We start from the raw sequence: 14,786 nt of genomic DNA, 5'->3' as shown, positions 1-14,786 counted from the left end.
GCCGACGGGTGCCCGTCCGGAAACGGCGCGGCATTTGCCTCGGCCGGTTCGTTGAAACGACAGGTACCGGGATGTAGCGTGTCGATTGACAGCAGACTTAGCAATACCTATCCGTCCACGGACAACAAGGAGCAAGTCATGAGAATCGGTTCCTCCATCTTCCTCATCGCCCTCGGCGCCATCCTCGCCTGGGCCGTCGCTCCCGGCCTGATCCCGAATGTCGACCAGGCCATGGTCGGCTACATCCTGATGGTGGTCGGCGTCATCGGACTCATCGCTTCCCTGGTCCTCGCCTCCCCCGGCCGTGGACGCAGCCGCCGGGTCAGCGAGACGCGCTCGGTCGTCGACCCCAACACCGGCGAGACGATCACTCGCAATGAAAGCCGTGACGGCGGCATCTAAGTCGTCCCTTGCTGCGCCGCACTGGGCAAGCAACCTGCGCGCCGGTCCCGACCCTGGTGGTTTGGACCGGCCCTGGCCCGTTGGGCTTTCCCAGCCGTGTGACCGGCCGGGCCCGCACCCGGGCCCGGCCACTGGACATGCTCCTCGGTCGCGCCGACCAATGGACATGTCCCGCGCTCGCCCCGGCGGCCACTGGACATGTTCCGTGCCCGCGCCGACCCGTGGACAGACACCCAATCCGCCCATTCGTCGGCGCGAACAATGAGCATGTCCCCGCGCTGGCGCGGCAAGAGTGGGCATGCCCCGCGGTGCCCAGCACGACCAATGGACATGCCCCACGCTGCCCGGCCCGGCCACTGGACATGTCCCGTGCCGGCGCCGGCCACTGCACATATAGCGAATCTGGCCATTCCTCGGCGCGAAAAATGAGCATGTTCCGCACCGCCGTGGCGAACAATGAGCATGCCCCGCGGTGCCCAGCACGACCAATGGACATGTCCCGCGCTGCCCCGCCCGGCCACTGGACATGTTCCGTGCCCGCGTCGGCCACTGGACATATACCCCACCTGCCCATTCCTCGGCGCGAAAAATGAGCATGTCCCGCGCTGCCGGGCGTAAGAATGAGCATGTCCCGAGCGGCCGGGGCCTAAAAATGGGCATGTCCCCCCGCACCAGGCACCGCGCTTCTGTGTTCATGTTGGTTTCCATTGACAAAGCAACACGATCAAAGATAAAGTCAACCAATTCCACTTCGTGTGACAGCTGTCACGGAAGCGGCCAGGGACCCACCGTGGGGTTCCGGTACTGACGCAAGGGAGGGCCAGTGTTCGCCGAAGAACGCCAACAGCTGATTGTTGGGCTCATCACCGCCCGTGGGCGGGCCAGCGTCACGGACCTTGCCGAACGCTTCAGCATCACCACCGAGACGATCCGCCGCGACCTGGCTGCCCTCGAAACGGCCGGCAGCGTACGCCGCGTCCATGGCGGCGCGGTGTCCCCGGACCGCTTCAGCACCACGGAGGAAAGCATCCTTGAGCGGACCGTCCTCCGCCAGCCGGAAAAGACCCGCATCGCCGAGGCCGCCCTCGCTCTCATCCCCAAGGACCATTCCGGCAGCGTCCTCATCGACGCAGGCTCCAGCACCGAGGCCCTCGCGGAACTCCTGGCCGCGCGGACGGCCGGCGGCAGTGCACCCGGTTCCGGAAACGAACTCGTCGTCATCACCCACGCGCTGCCCATCGCGGTCAAGCTGTCCGGTGAACCCGGCATCGCCCTCCACCTGCTCGGCGGGAAGGTCCGCGGACTCACGCAGGCCGCCGTCGGCCAGTCAACGGTGGAAGCGGCCCGCCGGATCCGCCCGGACATCGCCTTCATCGGCACCAACGGCATCCATGCAGCCTTCGGGCTGAGCACCCCCGACCCTGAAGAAGCCGCTGTCAAGGCTGCCTTCGTCCAATCAGCGCGCCGCATCGTGGTGCTGGCTGATTCCTCCAAGCTGGACGCGGAGACCCTCGTCCAGTTCGCCTCGTTGAAAGATCTGGACACCTTGATCACTGACACGAAACCAAGCCAGGCACTCGCCGACGCCCTTGCCGAGGCCGGCGTCGAGGTGGTGGTCGCATGATTGTCACCCTGACCGCCAACCCCAGCCTGGACCGCACCGTCGCCCTGCCAGGACCCTTGCTCCGCGGCGAGGTCCAGCGGGCCGTCTCCGTCCGGCAGGAGTCCGGGGGCAAGGGAGTCAACGTCTCCCGAGCCCTGGTCGCCTCCGGGCTGAAGACCATCGCGGTGCTGCCCGGGGCCGAGGCCGATCCGGTCCTCGCCGGGCTGCGGGACGGCGACGTCCCGTTCGCCGCTCTTCCCATTGGCGAGCCGCTGCGCAGCAACGTGGCACTCACGGAGCCCGGCGGCGTCACGACCAAAATCAACGAACCCGGCCCGGTGCTGAGTGAGGACCAGCAGGAGGCCCTGATCGGGCTGCTCCTGGACCACTCCCGCGGCGCCAGCTGGGTTGTCCTGGCCGGTTCGCTCCCACCAGGAGTTCCGGCCGACTTCTACGCCACCGTCACCCGGCGGCTACGGTCCATCCACGGCGGGACCGATGCCCCACGCATCGCCGTCGACTCCTCAGGGGAACCGCTCGCCGCCGCCGTTTCGGGCGACGCCGCCGGGAAACCTGATCTGTTGAAACCCAATGCCGAGGAACTGGTGGAACTGGCTGCCGCAGCCGGATTCGCCACCAACAAGACCGCCGAGGAGCTCGAAGCGGACCCGGAGGCTGCCGCGGCCGCCGCTGGCGCCGTCGTGCGTTCCGGAGTGGGCGCCGTCCTGGCAACCCTCGGCTCCAAGGGTGCGGTGCTTGTGACGGCCGACGGCGCGTGGCTCGCCACGCATCCGCCGGTCACCGCGGTCAGCACTGTCGGAGCCGGCGACTCGTCGCTGGCCGGCTACCTGCTCGCCTCCAGCCAGGGCGATGCCCCGGTCGATTGTCTGCGTCAGGCTGTGGCCCATGGTGCCGCCGCCGCTTCCCTGCCGGGCTCCACCGTCCCGGCAGTCCACCAAACCACCCCTGATGCCGTAACCATCACGGCCCTCCGGAAGGATTGACAGTGACTCAGCTCATTACAACCGAACTGGTCGAGCTCGACCAGAACCTGGGCAGCTCGCCCGAGGACGTGATCCGGCATCTGGCAGGCAGAGTTGCGGCCACCGGACGCGCCACCGAGGCCGAAGGCCTCTTCGCCGACGCCTTTGCCCGGGAATCCAAGACTGCCACGGGCGTCCCCGGCGGTATCGCGATCCCGCATTGCCGGTCGACGGCGGTCATCGAACCGACGCTGGCGATGGCACGGCTGTCCCAGCCGGTTGATTTCGGCGCCAAGGACGGCCCCGCGGATCTGATCTTCTTCATCGCGGCCCCCGAAGGCGCGGACCAGGAGCACCTCAAGCTCCTGTCCAAGCTCGCCCGGTCCCTGATCAAGAAGGACTTCACCGCCTCCCTGCGCGCAGCCAACTCGGAAGCCGAGATTGTCGAACTCGTCGAGGGCGCGCTGGCAGACAAGCCCGCTGCCCACGCCGCAGCGGCTCCGGCCGCCGCTGCCGTTGCCGCGGCGCCTGCCGCCGGGGACTCAGGCTCCGCCCGTGGCCCCAAGCGCCTCGTGGCCGTCACAGCCTGCCCCACCGGCATCGCCCACACCTACATGGCCGCCGATTCGCTCGTGGCCGCGGCCAAGGAAGCCGGAGTCGACCTGCAGGTCGAGACCCAGGGATCTTCGGGCGCCAAGCCGCTGGACCCGGCCGTCATCGCCGCCGCCGACGCCGTGATCTTCGCCGTGGATGTCGACGTCCGCGGCAAGGAGCGCTTCGCCGGCAAGCCCGTCATCAACGCCCCCGTCAAGCGCGGCATCGACGAGCCGGACAAGATGGTCCAGGAGGCCCTCGCCGCCGCGGACAACCCGCACGCCCGCCGCGTTCCGCACTTCGGCGCCGAGGAACAGGCGGACCAGCAGGCCCAGGAAAAGGGCGAGCACATCGGCCAGAAGCTGAAGAAGGCACTGCTCACCGGTGTCAGCTATATGATCCCGTTCGTCGCCGGCGGCGGCCTGCTGATTGCCCTGGGCTTCCTCCTGGGCGGCTACGACATCGCGATTGGAACCAAAGCCAACGACATCCTGGCTGCCAATACGCTGTTCAATCTCCCTGAAGGCGGCCTCGCGCTCTACCTCGGCGCTGTGCTCTTCAAAATCGGTGCCCTCTCGATGGGCTTCCTTGTTCCAGCGCTGGCCGGCTACATTGCCTACGCCATCGCCGACCGGCCCGGTATCGCGCCGGGCTTCGTCGCCGGTGCGGTGGCTGGATTCATGGACGCTGGCTTCCTCGGCGGCATCATCGGCGGCCTGCTCGCCGGCTACATGGCACACCTGATCGGAACCTGGCAGGTACCGCGCTGGCTCCGCGGCCTGATGCCTGTGGTGATCATCCCGTTGCTTGCGTCCATCTTCGCCTCCGGCCTGATGATCCTGGTCCTCGGCGGGCCGATCGCGGGCCTCACCAAAGCCCTCAACGGCTGGCTCTCGGGAATGACCGGCGCGTCCGCCGTCATCCTGGGCATCATCCTGGGCCTCATGATGTGCTTCGACCTTGGCGGCCCGGTCAACAAGGTTGCCTATGCCTTCGCCGTGGCCGGCCTGAGCGCCGGCAGCGCCACCAACCAGGCGCCATGGCAGATCATGGCCACCGTGATGGCCGCAGGCATGGTGCCCCCGCTGGCAATGGCCCTGGCCACTGTCCTCGATAAGAAGCTGTTCACCCTGAACGAGCGCGAAAACGGCAAGGCCGCCTGGCTGCTGGGCGCGTCCTTCATCTCCGAAGGTGCCATCCCGTTCGCCGCGGCGGACCCGCTGCGCGTCATCCCGGCCAGCATGCTGGGCGGCGCCCTCACCGGGGCACTCTGCATGGCCACCGGCGTCACCTCGCAGGCACCGCACGGCGGCATCTTCGTATTCTTCGCCATCGGCAACCTGGTGATGTTCATCGTCGCCATCCTCGCCGGAACCGTGGTCAGCGCCCTTGCCGTGATCGCCCTTAAGCGCTGGGCAGCCAAGAAGACCGTTGATACGGTTGAACCGGTTCCCGTAACCGTCTAAGCCGGTCCCGGAAATCCCTTCCGAGCCGACCTTCCCGGGCCTACATTCCTTTTTTTGATATACAAGGAGCAGAAATGACCGAACGTAACGCCACCATCGCCAGCCGTGTAGGGCTGCACGCCCGCCCGGCTGCCATCTTTGCCGAGGCTGCAGGCGAGTTCGATCTCGAAATCACCATCGCCCGTCTGGGCGAACCCGAGGACGAGGCCATGGACGCCGCCAGCATCCTGTCCCTGATGAGCCTGGGCGCATCGCACGGCGAGGTGGTGGTGTTGCGTGCCGAGGGAGAGGGCGCCGACGCCGCCCTCGAGCGCCTCGTCCAGATCCTCGAGACGGATCACGACGCCGTCTAGCAGCGCTGCCTTCCGGCCGCCGTCCCGCCCTCCCCCGACTGACGGGGCAGTGGCGGGACGGCGGCCGGAAGCCTTTAAGGGGGCATCCGGCGGAGTTCCGTGCCGTGCCTGACGGCGGGCGCCCTACGCTTGTTCCGCGATTTTCTGTTCCGCGATTTTCTTGACGTCGGCCACTAGCCTGTCCCACATCTCCTGTGAATGCTGGGCAGCCTCAGCGCTGTCGTTGTTGTCTTGGGAGAGCGTGAGCCGCGTCTTTCCGGCGTCGTCCTCGAGAGTCCAGGTCAAAGTATGGTAATTTTCCGGCGCGTCCGCCTGGCCGCCAAGGGGGCTGAAGTGCGTGTGGACGAGGCGCTGGTCCGGTTCAAACTCGAGAATCTCCCCCTTGTCCTCGTAGGCCCTGCCCTCCCACTCGCCGCGCCATACAATGGGCGCGCCCACGGACCAGTCCGTGAGTAACTCGGTCCCGAACATGAATTCCTTGACAGCCGCGGGGTCCGTGATCACTGTCCAGACCCGGGGCGGCGGAGCGTCAATGGTGACGGTCGACGTCGCCACATAGTTGCCTGCCATGGCTTCCCTTCCATGCTGGTCGGACGGGCGGGCCGCCCGGCACCGAGACTACTCCGAGCGCAGGCCCGCGAACAGGCGGGAGCAGACAGCCGGTGCCCCGTTCCGCTGCCGCAAGCAGCCTTAGCAAGCGCTTGTCACGGCGCGGCGGCGCCGATAGTTTGGAATCCGCGGCTCATCCGGCATGGGCCGCGGCAGGAATGCGTCCCCGGCCAAAGGAGATCAGCCCGTGGCAAGCGTGCTGGAAAGCATTGAAGTCGACGTTCCCGTGTCCACCGCGTACAACCAGTGGACGCAGTTCGAGACCTTCCCGGAGTTCATGAAGGGGGTCGAATCGGTGGAACAGATCGATGAGACCTCGCTCCGGTTCCAGGTCGAGGTCGCGGGGGTCAGGCGCGAATACTTTGCCCAGATCACCGAGCAGACCCCCGACCGCAAAATTGCCTGGGTCAGCACGGACAAGCCCCGCAACGCCGGAACCGTGACCTTCGAACCCCTGGACGCGGAGCGCACCCGCGTCAGTGTGGAACTGGAGTGGGATCCCGAAGGCTTCGTGGAGAACGTGGGTTCCGCGCTCGGGGCGGACAACCGTCAGGTCACGGCGGACCTCGGGCGCTTCAAGGAGTTCATTGAATCCCGCGGCATTGAAACCGGCGAGTGGCGCTCCTCCGTCGCGCAGGGGGAAGTGGACGACGACACCCCCGGCGGCGCCGGAACCCAGCGGCCGAGGTAACAGCCGTGCCCACGAAGAAGGACACCCCGCGCGGTGCCGAGAACCCCAGCATCAAGGATCCGGAACTCTACGAGAAACTGGTGGAGGACGGCGCCTCCAAGCAGAAGGCCGCCCGCATCTCCAATGCCGCCGCCGCTAAGGGCCGCTCGGCCGTGGGCCGGAAGGGCGGCCAGTCCGGTGACTATGAGGACTGGACGGTCCCCCAGCTGAAGAAGCGCGCCAAGGAGATCGGACTCAAGGGCTACTCGGCCAAAAAGAAAAGCGAGCTCATCTCCGCGCTCAGGAACTCCTGATTCCGATGGCCGCGGGCCACCTGCCGGACTCAGGCCTCCTTGCGCGCGGTCTTCTCGGTAGCCTTGGCGTCGGTCTTCGCGGCCCCCGTCTTTGCCGCGGCCCGGGGAGTCCTGGCGGCAGTTTTCGTCGCTGCCTTAGGCGCCGCCTTGGTGGCCGACTTGGCGGCGGTCTTGGTCGCCGTCTTGGCTTGCGCCGGCTTGGCGGCGGCCTTCGAGGGCGACTTCGCGGCGGGTTTGTCCTCGGTGTCCCCGGCTGTGCCCGCCGCGTTGCCGCCGCGCTTCTTCTCGAGGCTCCGTTTGAGCGCTTCCATCAGGTCGATCACATCGCCGCTGCCCGCTTCAGCGGCGGGGGCTCCGAAGGTCTCCTCGGTGTCCAGGGACTCGCCCTTTTCCAGCTTCGCGTCAATGAGCTGGCGCAGCTGGAGCTGGTACTCGTCGGTGAACTGCGCCGGATCGAAATCTGCGGCCATGGAGTCCACCAGCGCGGCGGACATCTCCCGCTCCTGGGCGGAGATCCTGACGGACGTCTCCAGCGCCGGGAAGGCCGCCTCGCGCACTTCGTCCGCCCAGAGGAGGGCCTGCAGCATCAGCACGTCGCCGCGGATCCGCAGTGCACCCAGGCGGGTCTTGTCGCGCAGCGCAAACTGCACAATTGCCACCCGGTCCGTGTCCTCCAGGGCGCGGCGCAGCAGCACGTAGGCCTTGGGCGACTTGGCATCCGGTTCAAGGTAGTAGCTCTTCTCGAACATGATGGGGTCCAGCTGTTCGGCCGGGACGAACTGCACGACGTCGATCTCGTGACTGTTTTCGGCAGGGATCGATTTGAGTTCGTCGCGGCTGAGTACCACCGTCCGGCCGTCGTCCTCGTAGGCCTTGTCGATGTCCTCGTAGTCCACGATCTTGCTGCAGATCTCGCAGCGGCGCTGGTAGCGGATCCGGCCGCCGTCGGCGTTGTGGACCTGATGCAGGCTGATGTCGTGATCCTCGGTCGCGGTGTAGACCTTAACCGGCACGTTGACCAGCCCGAACGCTATCGCGCCTTTCCAGATGGCTCTCATGGATCAAGTGAACATCACAGTTGCACGGAGGAGAAGCCTTATGCCTGAACGGACACCCGCTAACAGCCGGGAAAGGGTGCGCGTTGACGGCCGGGAGCTGGTGGTGACGAACCTGGACAAGGTGATGTATCCGGAGACCGGCACCACCAAGGCCGACGTCCTCGCCTACTACGCCGCCGTGGCGCCCGTGCTGATCCCGGCCGCCGTGAACCGGCCGGCGACCCGGAAGCGCTGGGTCCACGGCGTCGGAACGGCCGAGGCCCCGGGTGAGATGTTCTTCCAGAAGAACCTGGACCACTCGACGCCGGGCTGGATACCGCGCGCTTCCATCACGCATAAGGAACGCGCCATCCAATACCCGCTGGTCAATGATCCCGCCACCCTGACCTGGCTGGCCCAGATCGGCTCCCTCGAGATCCACGTGCCGCAGTGGCGCGTGGACTCCCATGGCAACGCCATGGCGCCGGACCGGCTGGTGCTGGACCTCGACCCGGGCGAGGGCGCCGGGCTGCCGGAGTGCGTGGAAGTCGCGATGCTGGCCCGGACCATCTTGCAGGATGTCGGCCTGGACCCCGTCCCGGTCACCAGCGGCAGCAAGGGAATCCACCTCTACGCTTCCCTCGACGGGACGCAGAGTTCCGACCAGATCTCGGAGTTCGCCCATGAACTGGCGCGTTCGCTGGAGGCGGACCATCCCGGGCTAGCCGTGAGCGATATGAAGAAGGCCCTCCGCACCGGCAAGGTCCTGGTGGACTGGAGCCAGAATAATGCCGCGAAGACCACCATCGTGCCGTACTCGCTCCGCGGGCGGCTTCGTCCGACCGTGGCGGCGCCCCGGACCTGGCGTGAACTCAGCGCCGCATCCCTGCACCAGCTGGACTACCAGGAGGTCCTGAAACGCGTGAAAGCGGGCAAGGATCCCTTCGCGGCCATTTCGGGAGGCAAAGGATCCGGCACCGAGCCGAAACGGCAGGGACACGTTCCCACCGACAGCCCGGGCGACGGCGGCCACACCGACCCCCGGCTGGAGACGTACCGCATCAAGCGGGACGCGGCGGCCACCCCCGAGCCGTTCACGGCCGAGCGGCACCGCGCGGAGGCCGACGCCGGCGCCCGCCGGGAGGCGTTTGTCATCCAGGAACACCATGCCAGCAGGCTGCACTTCGATTTGCGGCTGGAGCGCGACGGCGTCCTGGTGTCCTGGGCGCTGCCCAAAGGCGTCCCCGTCTCCAAGGCCAAGAACCACCTCGCGGTTCAGACCGAGGACCATCCCATGGACTACCTGGACTTCGAAGGCACCATCCCCAAAGGCCAGTACGGTGCCGGGACCATGAGCATCTGGGACCGCGGGCACTACGAAGTGGAGAAGTGGATCGCGGGCAAGGAGGTCATCGCCACCCTGACGGGCCAGGACGGCGGAGGCCTTGGCGGCACGCGCAGGTTCGCCCTGATCCACACCGGCCAGGGCAACGACCAATGGCTGATCCACCTGATGGACCCCCTCGGCTCGAAGAAGGAAAATCCCGCGCCGCCGTCGAAGGACCGCCCCGAAACCCGACCGGCCCAGAAGTCCCCCGCGGACACCGGGAAGACGCCCGCCGCACCCGACTTCACGCACGACTTCACGCCGATGCTGGCCAGCCCGGGGACTCCTGCGGATCTTCCGGACATGGACTGGCAGTTCGAACTCAAGTGGGACGGCGTGCGGGCCCTGGTCGTCGCGGACGCAGACAGAATCCGGCTGTTCAGCCGCAACGGCAACGATGTGACAGCCACGTACCCGGAGCTGACCGACCGCTCCTGCTGGCCGGACCAGGACTTCATCGCCGACGGCGAGATCGTCGCCGTCGGGCCTTCCGGGCGGCCCGATTTCGGGCTGCTGCAGGGTCGGATGAAGCTGACCAGGCCCTCGGACGTGGCGAAGGCCCAACCCTCCATCCCTGTGCGGCTGATGTTGTTCGACCTGCTGTCCGAGGGCGGGCAGGACCTCCGGCGGCTGCCGCTGGCCAAACGCCGCGGCCGGCTGGAGAAGTTCTTCCAGCCCTCCGCCTGCCCGGTGGAACTTTCCGCCGTGATCGACGGCGACGTCACCCACATCCTGGAAAGCGCCCAGGAACTCGGGCTCGAGGGGGTGATGGCGAAGCGCACCGACGGCCGGTACGTCGGCCAGCGCAGCCGGTCCTGGCTCAAACTCAAGTTTGAACGCACCCAGGAAGTAGTGGTCGGCGGCTGGCGGCCGGGAAAGGGCGGGCGAAGCCAGTCCGTGGGCTCGCTGCTGCTGGGCATCCCGGACGGTTCAAAGCTGCGGTACGTGGGGCGGGTAGGCAGCGGTTTCAGCACTCGTGAGCTTGAGGAGCTGCGGCAGCAGCTCGATGCCCTTCCGCGGAAGACGTCCCCTTTCAATGAGGTCCCGGCCGCCGATGCCTCAGACGCCCGCTGGGTGAGCGTCCGGCTCGTCGGCGAGGTCACTTATGGGGAATGGACCGGCAGCGGGAAACTGCGGCACCCCGTCTGGCGGGGCTGGCGGCTGGACAAGGACCCGGCGGACGTGGTGCTCGAGCAGGGCTGAGCGGCGGAGACCCCCGGAAGCGCCGGACAGCGAAAAGCCCGGGACACCCGATGCTTGTGTCCCGGGCTGGTTAGGTCGGGGTGAAATCCCAGGTCCTGGCCCTAGGAGGAGTGCGGGACGTCCGGCCGCGCGGTCCGGTGGACGGCGGTGACCGCCGCTTCGTGGCCCATCCGGCCGTGCGCGGTGTCGTTGTCCTTGGGGTGGCGCCGCTTGCCGCTACCGTCCGGCCACTGTTTGCCTTCGGCGGCCGTGGGCGGTGCGGGGCGCTTGACCTCCGGTCCGGGAGCGTCGCCCATGGACCCCATCAGATGACTGGCTACCCCTGGTTCGATCTCGTCTCCGAAGCGATGTTCTGCCATTTCTCTTCCTTTCCGCTGCGGCGTTGCTGCCGTGAAGAATTGTTGCCGTGAAATGAAATGCTCATCGTGCTTTGCCGCCGTCGGTGGCCCTACCAGCGGACCTTCTTCTCGGCCGGACCCTGTTTCCCGCTCGCGTGGGTGGGCTTGTGGTTGTGCCCGACGCTCTGCGTCGAGGTCCCGCCGCGGGACTTACTGGCCAGCATTTCCTTTTGGGCGTCCGTCAGGCGTGATTTGATGCCTTTCGCCTCTTCACCGGCGGCCTCTGCCTGCCCGTTGCCGGGGGCCTTCTCCGCCTTGGAATCGGTCTTTTCGGTGTCTTTGCCGGTCATGGACTGCTCTCCTTGAGTGGTCTCTGTGGGTGGGCTGTCGTCAGCACTAAAGATAACTTCACCCTAAGCGCTTTTTGGAGTCCTTGGGTACCCCCTTTTCAGAGCTCCCGGAGCATCCCGTTCTGGCCCGCGAACCGGCGGGTGAAAGCGTGATCCGCGGCGAAACCTGCACCCGCAGGCCGGTTCAGGAAAAAGTTTGGACACCGCACCGCGGACTAGACCGGTTCCCAGCAACGGCGCGGCGAGATCACGGAAAACCGATCCGCCATTTCGACCCGATCGGGGCCCGAAACAGGTGATCATACGCCACCCGGATCGGAAACTCCATGGTTTTCGCGTAAAATTGAAAGCCTGCCCAGAGCGGGGCAGCTACAAGTCGCAAGCAAATGACCTCCCTAGGAGCGGCCCAAATGCCCACAGACCGAAGCACGACCGACTCTTCAGCAGGCGTTCTGAACGCCAGCGGAACCAACCAAGTTGCATCCAAGGGTGCGAGAAAACCAAAGCTACTGCGCCGTCGACTCAAAGAGTCGGATGTCAACGTCGTAGACCAGCCGATGCTCAAGAAAGCACTCGGCGGCACCATCGTCGGAAACACCATGGAATGGTACGACGTCGGAGTGTTCGGCTACCTGATCACTACCATGGGACCGGTGTTCCTGCCTGAAGCGGACAAGTCCGTGCAGACCCTGTTCCTGCTGGGAACCTTCGCCGCCACCTTCATTGCCCGCCCCCTCGGCGGCGTCGTGTTCGGCTGGCTCGGCGACAAGATTGGCCGCCAGAAGGTCCTTGCGGCCACATTAATGATCATGGCCGCCAGCACCTTCGCAGTGGGGCTCCTGCCCGGCTACGCGCAGATCGGCATCTGGGCGGCAGCGCTCCTGGTTGTCCTGAAACTCGTCCAGGGCTTCTCCACCGGCGGCGAATACGCCGGCGCCACTACGTTCGTCAGCGAGTACGCCCCGGACAAACGCCGCGGCTTCTTCGCCAGCTTCCTGGATATGGGCAGCTACCTCGGCTTCGCCATGGGCGCAGCCCTCGTCTCCGTGCTGCAACTGACCCTCGGGCAGAGCGCAATGGAAGAGTGGGGCTGGAGAATCCCGTTCCTGATTGCCGGCCCTCTGGGCCTGATCGCCATCTACTTCCGTAACAAGATTGAAGAATCCCCGCAGTTCCAGGCAACTCTGGACGCGCAGGAAGACAATGCCAAGGATGCCAGCGCCGGCGATGCCGTCGCGTCCAAGGGCCCGGTGGGAATCGTGAAGGCCTACTGGCGTTCGCTGATCGTCGCCATGATTCTGGTGGCGGCCGCAAACACCGCCGGCTACGCCCTGACGTCCTACATGCCGACGTACCTCACGGAGTCCAAGGGCTACGATCCCGTTCACGGCACCCTGCTGACAATTCCCGTGCTGGTCATCATGAGCCTCTGCATCCCGCTGACCGGCAAGCTGTCCGACCGGATCGGCCGCCGTCCCGTGCTGTGGATCGGCGCCATCAGCACCGTGGTGCTGGCAACGCCGGCGTTCCTGCTGATCGGGATCGGCGACGTATGGTCAACGCTGGCCGGACTTTCCCTCATCGCTTTCCCGGTGACGTTCTACGTGGCCAACCTGGCCTCGGCCCTGCCGGCCCAGTTCCCGACGGCAAGCCGTTACGGCGCCATGGGCATCGCGTACAACTTCGCAGTGGCCATCTTCGGCGGCACCACACCTTTCATCGTTGCCGCCCTCATCGAAGGCACGGGCGATGACATGATGCCGGCCTACTACCTGATGGCCACCTCGGCAATCGGGGCGGTCGCGATCTACTTCCTCAAGGAATCAGCCCAGCGCCCCCTGCCCGGGTCCATGCCCAGCGTGGACACCCAGGCCGAGGCCCGCGAGCTGGTTGCCACCCAGGACGAGAACCCGCTGATCGACCTGGAGCACATGGACATGCCGTTCACCACCGTGGCGGCTGATTCGACCGCTCCCCGCGAAACCGAAAAGGTTCCGGCCGGGGCCTGAGCGTGCCCTCTGGCAGCCCGGTCCGGATCATCCTGATCCGGCCCAGCTAGTTCAGACTCTGTAGTTGAGCCCCGCCCTTTGAGGCCTGCCTTGCGTGTTTTCCCTGTTCGGGGAAGCGCCCAAGGCAGGCCTTAGGCGTGTCCGGGCCTAAGCTACGTCCCAGCTGCCCTGGCCGCCGACAGAGCCCCGAGATTGGAGATAGAAGAGTTCCATGAAGTTCCTCCGAGGGCACCTGCGCACCCTGCACAGCCTGGCGCCACCCAACAAGGACCATGTTTCTGCCCTGCGTGTCGCGGTCAGCGTCGCGGTGCCCTCATTCGTGCTGCTGGCGGCGGGACGCCCCGACCTCATGATCTACGCCGTCTTTGGCGCCCTGACCGGAATGTACGGCCGGACCGAACCCCATCAGCTGCGGCTTAGGCACCAGAGCCAGGCCTCCCTGCTGCTGGTGGGAGGCATCGCCGTCGGCGTCTTCCTCTCGGTGCATCAGCTCCAGTCCTGGACGTTGGTCCTCATCGAGGCCCTGCTGGCCGCTGCAGGATCCCTCTTCGCGGACAAGGTAGGCCTGTTGCCCAACGGCCCGTTCTTCGGCATTCTGGCCCTGGGCGCCTGCGCCTCCGTTCCGACAACCGTCCCCTGGCACACCGCTGTCCTGATCGGTGCACTGTCCGCAGCTTTTTCCATGGTGGTCGGCTTCGGCGGCTGGGTCCGCGGCCGCGCCTGGGATCCCGGGGCGGCACGCGATGTTGCGCCGCTCCGGGGGGACCGCCGTCGGGCCGCCACGATCCACGCGGTCCGCTATCTGGCAGCGGTCGGCATCGCGGGGGCCTTCGGGGTCCTCAGCGGAAGCGGGCACCCGCACTGGTCCATGGCTGCCGCGGCGGTCCCTTTGGCGGGTGCGGACATGCCCAGCAGCGTCTACCGCGGCCTGCACCGGATCGTCGGCACCCTGCTGGGCCTCGTGGTGGTTGCGGCGGTGCTGTTTCCGTGGGCCTTCTCGCCGCTGCGTGCCTTCCCGGGGCATGAGTCCGCCGTCCTGGCGGTCCTCGTGATGGTCCTGCAGTTCTCCACGGAGCTTTTCATGACCCGGCACTACGGGCTGGCGATGGTGTCCTTCACGCCGGTGATCCTGCTGATGACCCAGCTCGCCGCGCCAGCCGACCCGTACGTCCTGGTGTCCGAGCGGGCCGTCGAGACCCTGGTGGGCGCCTGCACGGGTATTGCGGTGGTGATCCTGGTCCGGCGCCGGACGATCCCCGGCGCCGCAGCGTTTGGACGTTAGGGCAACGCGGCCGGAGCGCTGAATGAGCATGTCCCGTCTGCCCGGGCTTCGGGAAAGAGCATGTCCATCGCGCGGCAACGTCAGCACAGGGCATGCCCTTCCTTCCGTAGGTCCCGTGGACATAGTGGCATTATGTCCGGTCCACCGCTCCACAAATGAGCATGTCCCCTGCGCCCGGGCCCTACA

Annotated in this window: 14 protein-coding genes; 10 read left to right on the top strand and 4 right to left on the bottom strand. The window is 66.7% G+C overall.

All coding sequences use genetic code 11. The features are described from left to right. Positions 1-138 precede the first annotated feature (138 nt). From OM977_RS01245 to OM977_RS01225, 5 genes are all read left to right on the top strand, one after another. Positions 139-402, top strand: coding sequence for a DUF6458 family protein (locus tag OM977_RS01245; RefSeq protein ID WP_264355756.1), 264 nt, complete (start codon positions 139-141; stop codon positions 400-402). 823 nt (positions 403-1,225) lie between these two features. Beyond that, on the top strand, positions 1,226-2,026 hold the full coding sequence (locus OM977_RS01240) for a DeoR/GlpR family DNA-binding transcription regulator (RefSeq protein WP_264355755.1): 801 nt from the start codon (positions 1,226-1,228) through the stop codon (positions 2,024-2,026). Further along, the gene (locus tag OM977_RS01235; protein WP_264355754.1) at positions 2,023-3,009 is read left to right on the top strand and encodes a 1-phosphofructokinase family hexose kinase; all 987 of its coding nucleotides are present in this window, start codon (positions 2,023-2,025) and stop codon (positions 3,007-3,009) included. The genes OM977_RS01240 and OM977_RS01235 overlap by 4 nt, the downstream gene beginning before the upstream one ends. A gap of 2 nt (positions 3,010-3,011) precedes the next feature. Beyond that, positions 3,012-5,048 carry a PTS fructose transporter subunit IIABC gene (locus OM977_RS01230; protein WP_264355753.1) on the top strand — a complete coding sequence of 679 codons (2,037 nt, stop codon included), beginning with the start codon at positions 3,012-3,014 and terminating at the stop codon, positions 5,046-5,048. Positions 5,049-5,122: 74 nt separating this feature from the next. Continuing rightward, on the top strand, positions 5,123-5,401 hold the full coding sequence (locus tag OM977_RS01225) for an HPr family phosphocarrier protein (protein ID WP_264355752.1): 279 nt from the start codon (positions 5,123-5,125) through the stop codon (positions 5,399-5,401). 123 nt (positions 5,402-5,524) lie between these two features. On the opposite strand, the gene OM977_RS01220 is transcribed toward OM977_RS01225, so the two are convergent. Beyond that, the gene (locus OM977_RS01220; protein WP_264355751.1) at positions 5,525-5,971 is read right to left on the bottom strand and encodes an SRPBCC domain-containing protein; all 447 of its coding nucleotides are present in this window, start codon (positions 5,969-5,971) and stop codon (positions 5,525-5,527) included. Positions 5,972-6,197: 226 nt separating this feature from the next. Between OM977_RS01220 and OM977_RS01215 the strand changes: the two genes are divergently transcribed. After that, positions 6,198-6,701: an SRPBCC family protein gene (locus OM977_RS01215; RefSeq protein WP_264355750.1), complete on the top strand. Its 504-nt coding sequence runs from the start codon at positions 6,198-6,200 to the stop codon at positions 6,699-6,701. Positions 6,702-6,706: 5 nt separating this feature from the next. Beyond that, positions 6,707-6,994 (top strand): DUF7218 family protein, encoded by a 288-nt coding sequence (locus tag OM977_RS01210; RefSeq protein ID WP_264355749.1) that lies wholly within the window; start codon positions 6,707-6,709, stop codon positions 6,992-6,994. A gap of 29 nt (positions 6,995-7,023) precedes the next feature. Here OM977_RS01210 and ku read toward each other — a convergent pair whose 3' ends face one another. Beyond that, a complete protein-coding gene (gene ku / locus OM977_RS01205; RefSeq protein ID WP_264355748.1) occupies positions 7,024-8,052 on the bottom strand; it encodes a non-homologous end joining protein Ku in 1,029 nt (342 codons plus the stop codon). Positions 8,053-8,092: 40 nt separating this feature from the next. Between ku and OM977_RS01200 the strand changes: the two genes are divergently transcribed. Next, on the top strand, positions 8,093-10,621 hold the full coding sequence (locus OM977_RS01200; RefSeq protein ID WP_264355747.1) for an ATP-dependent DNA ligase: 2,529 nt from the start codon (positions 8,093-8,095) through the stop codon (positions 10,619-10,621). Positions 10,622-10,722: 101 nt separating this feature from the next. Here OM977_RS01200 and OM977_RS01195 read toward each other — a convergent pair whose 3' ends face one another. Both OM977_RS01195 and OM977_RS01190 read right to left on the bottom strand, forming a co-directional pair. Further along, entirely contained in the window at positions 10,723-10,980 is a 258-nt protein-coding gene (locus tag OM977_RS01195; protein WP_264355746.1) for a hypothetical protein, read from the bottom strand. A gap of 89 nt (positions 10,981-11,069) precedes the next feature. Further along, complete coding sequence (locus OM977_RS01190) at positions 11,070-11,309, bottom strand: hypothetical protein (RefSeq protein WP_264355745.1); 240 nt, start codon at positions 11,307-11,309, stop codon at positions 11,070-11,072. 410 nt (positions 11,310-11,719) lie between these two features. On the opposite strand from OM977_RS01190, the gene OM977_RS01185 reads away from it, so the two are divergent. Both OM977_RS01185 and OM977_RS01180 read left to right on the top strand, forming a co-directional pair. Beyond that, a complete protein-coding gene (locus OM977_RS01185) occupies positions 11,720-13,318 on the top strand; it encodes an MFS transporter (RefSeq protein WP_264355744.1) in 1,599 nt (532 codons plus the stop codon). A gap of 211 nt (positions 13,319-13,529) precedes the next feature. Beyond that, positions 13,530-14,600 carry an FUSC family protein gene (locus tag OM977_RS01180; protein WP_264355743.1) on the top strand — a complete coding sequence of 357 codons (1,071 nt, stop codon included), beginning with the start codon at positions 13,530-13,532 and terminating at the stop codon, positions 14,598-14,600. Positions 14,601-14,786 lie beyond the last annotated feature (186 nt).

Source organism: Pseudarthrobacter sp. MM222, assembly GCF_947090775.1.
GTDB lineage: Bacteria > Actinomycetota > Actinomycetes > Actinomycetales > Micrococcaceae > Arthrobacter.
This window is presented reverse-complemented; position numbering and strand designations above follow the sequence as displayed.

Excerpts from the sequence above, each read along its gene's own strand:
- OM977_RS01245 (WP_264355756.1), top strand. The coding sequence starts at position 139 with ATGAGAATCGGTTCCTCCATCTTCCTCATCGCCCTCGGCGCCATCCTC.
- OM977_RS01235 (WP_264355754.1), top strand. The coding sequence starts at position 2,023 with ATGATTGTCACCCTGACCGCCAACCCCAGCCTGGACCGCACCGTCGCC.
- OM977_RS01225 (WP_264355752.1), top strand. The coding sequence starts at position 5,123 with ATGACCGAACGTAACGCCACCATCGCCAGCCGTGTAGGGCTGCACGCC.
- OM977_RS01220 (WP_264355751.1), bottom strand. The coding sequence starts at position 5,971 with ATGGCAGGCAACTATGTGGCGACGTCGACCGTCACCATTGACGCTCCG.
- ku (WP_264355748.1), bottom strand. The coding sequence starts at position 8,052 with ATGAGAGCCATCTGGAAAGGCGCGATAGCGTTCGGGCTGGTCAACGTG.
- OM977_RS01200 (WP_264355747.1), top strand. The coding sequence starts at position 8,093 with ATGCCTGAACGGACACCCGCTAACAGCCGGGAAAGGGTGCGCGTTGAC.
- OM977_RS01195 (WP_264355746.1), bottom strand. The coding sequence starts at position 10,980 with ATGGCAGAACATCGCTTCGGAGACGAGATCGAACCAGGGGTAGCCAGT.
- OM977_RS01190 (WP_264355745.1), bottom strand. The coding sequence starts at position 11,309 with ATGACCGGCAAAGACACCGAAAAGACCGATTCCAAGGCGGAGAAGGCC.
- OM977_RS01185 (WP_264355744.1), top strand. The coding sequence starts at position 11,720 with ATGCCCACAGACCGAAGCACGACCGACTCTTCAGCAGGCGTTCTGAAC.
- OM977_RS01180 (WP_264355743.1), top strand. The coding sequence starts at position 13,530 with ATGAAGTTCCTCCGAGGGCACCTGCGCACCCTGCACAGCCTGGCGCCA.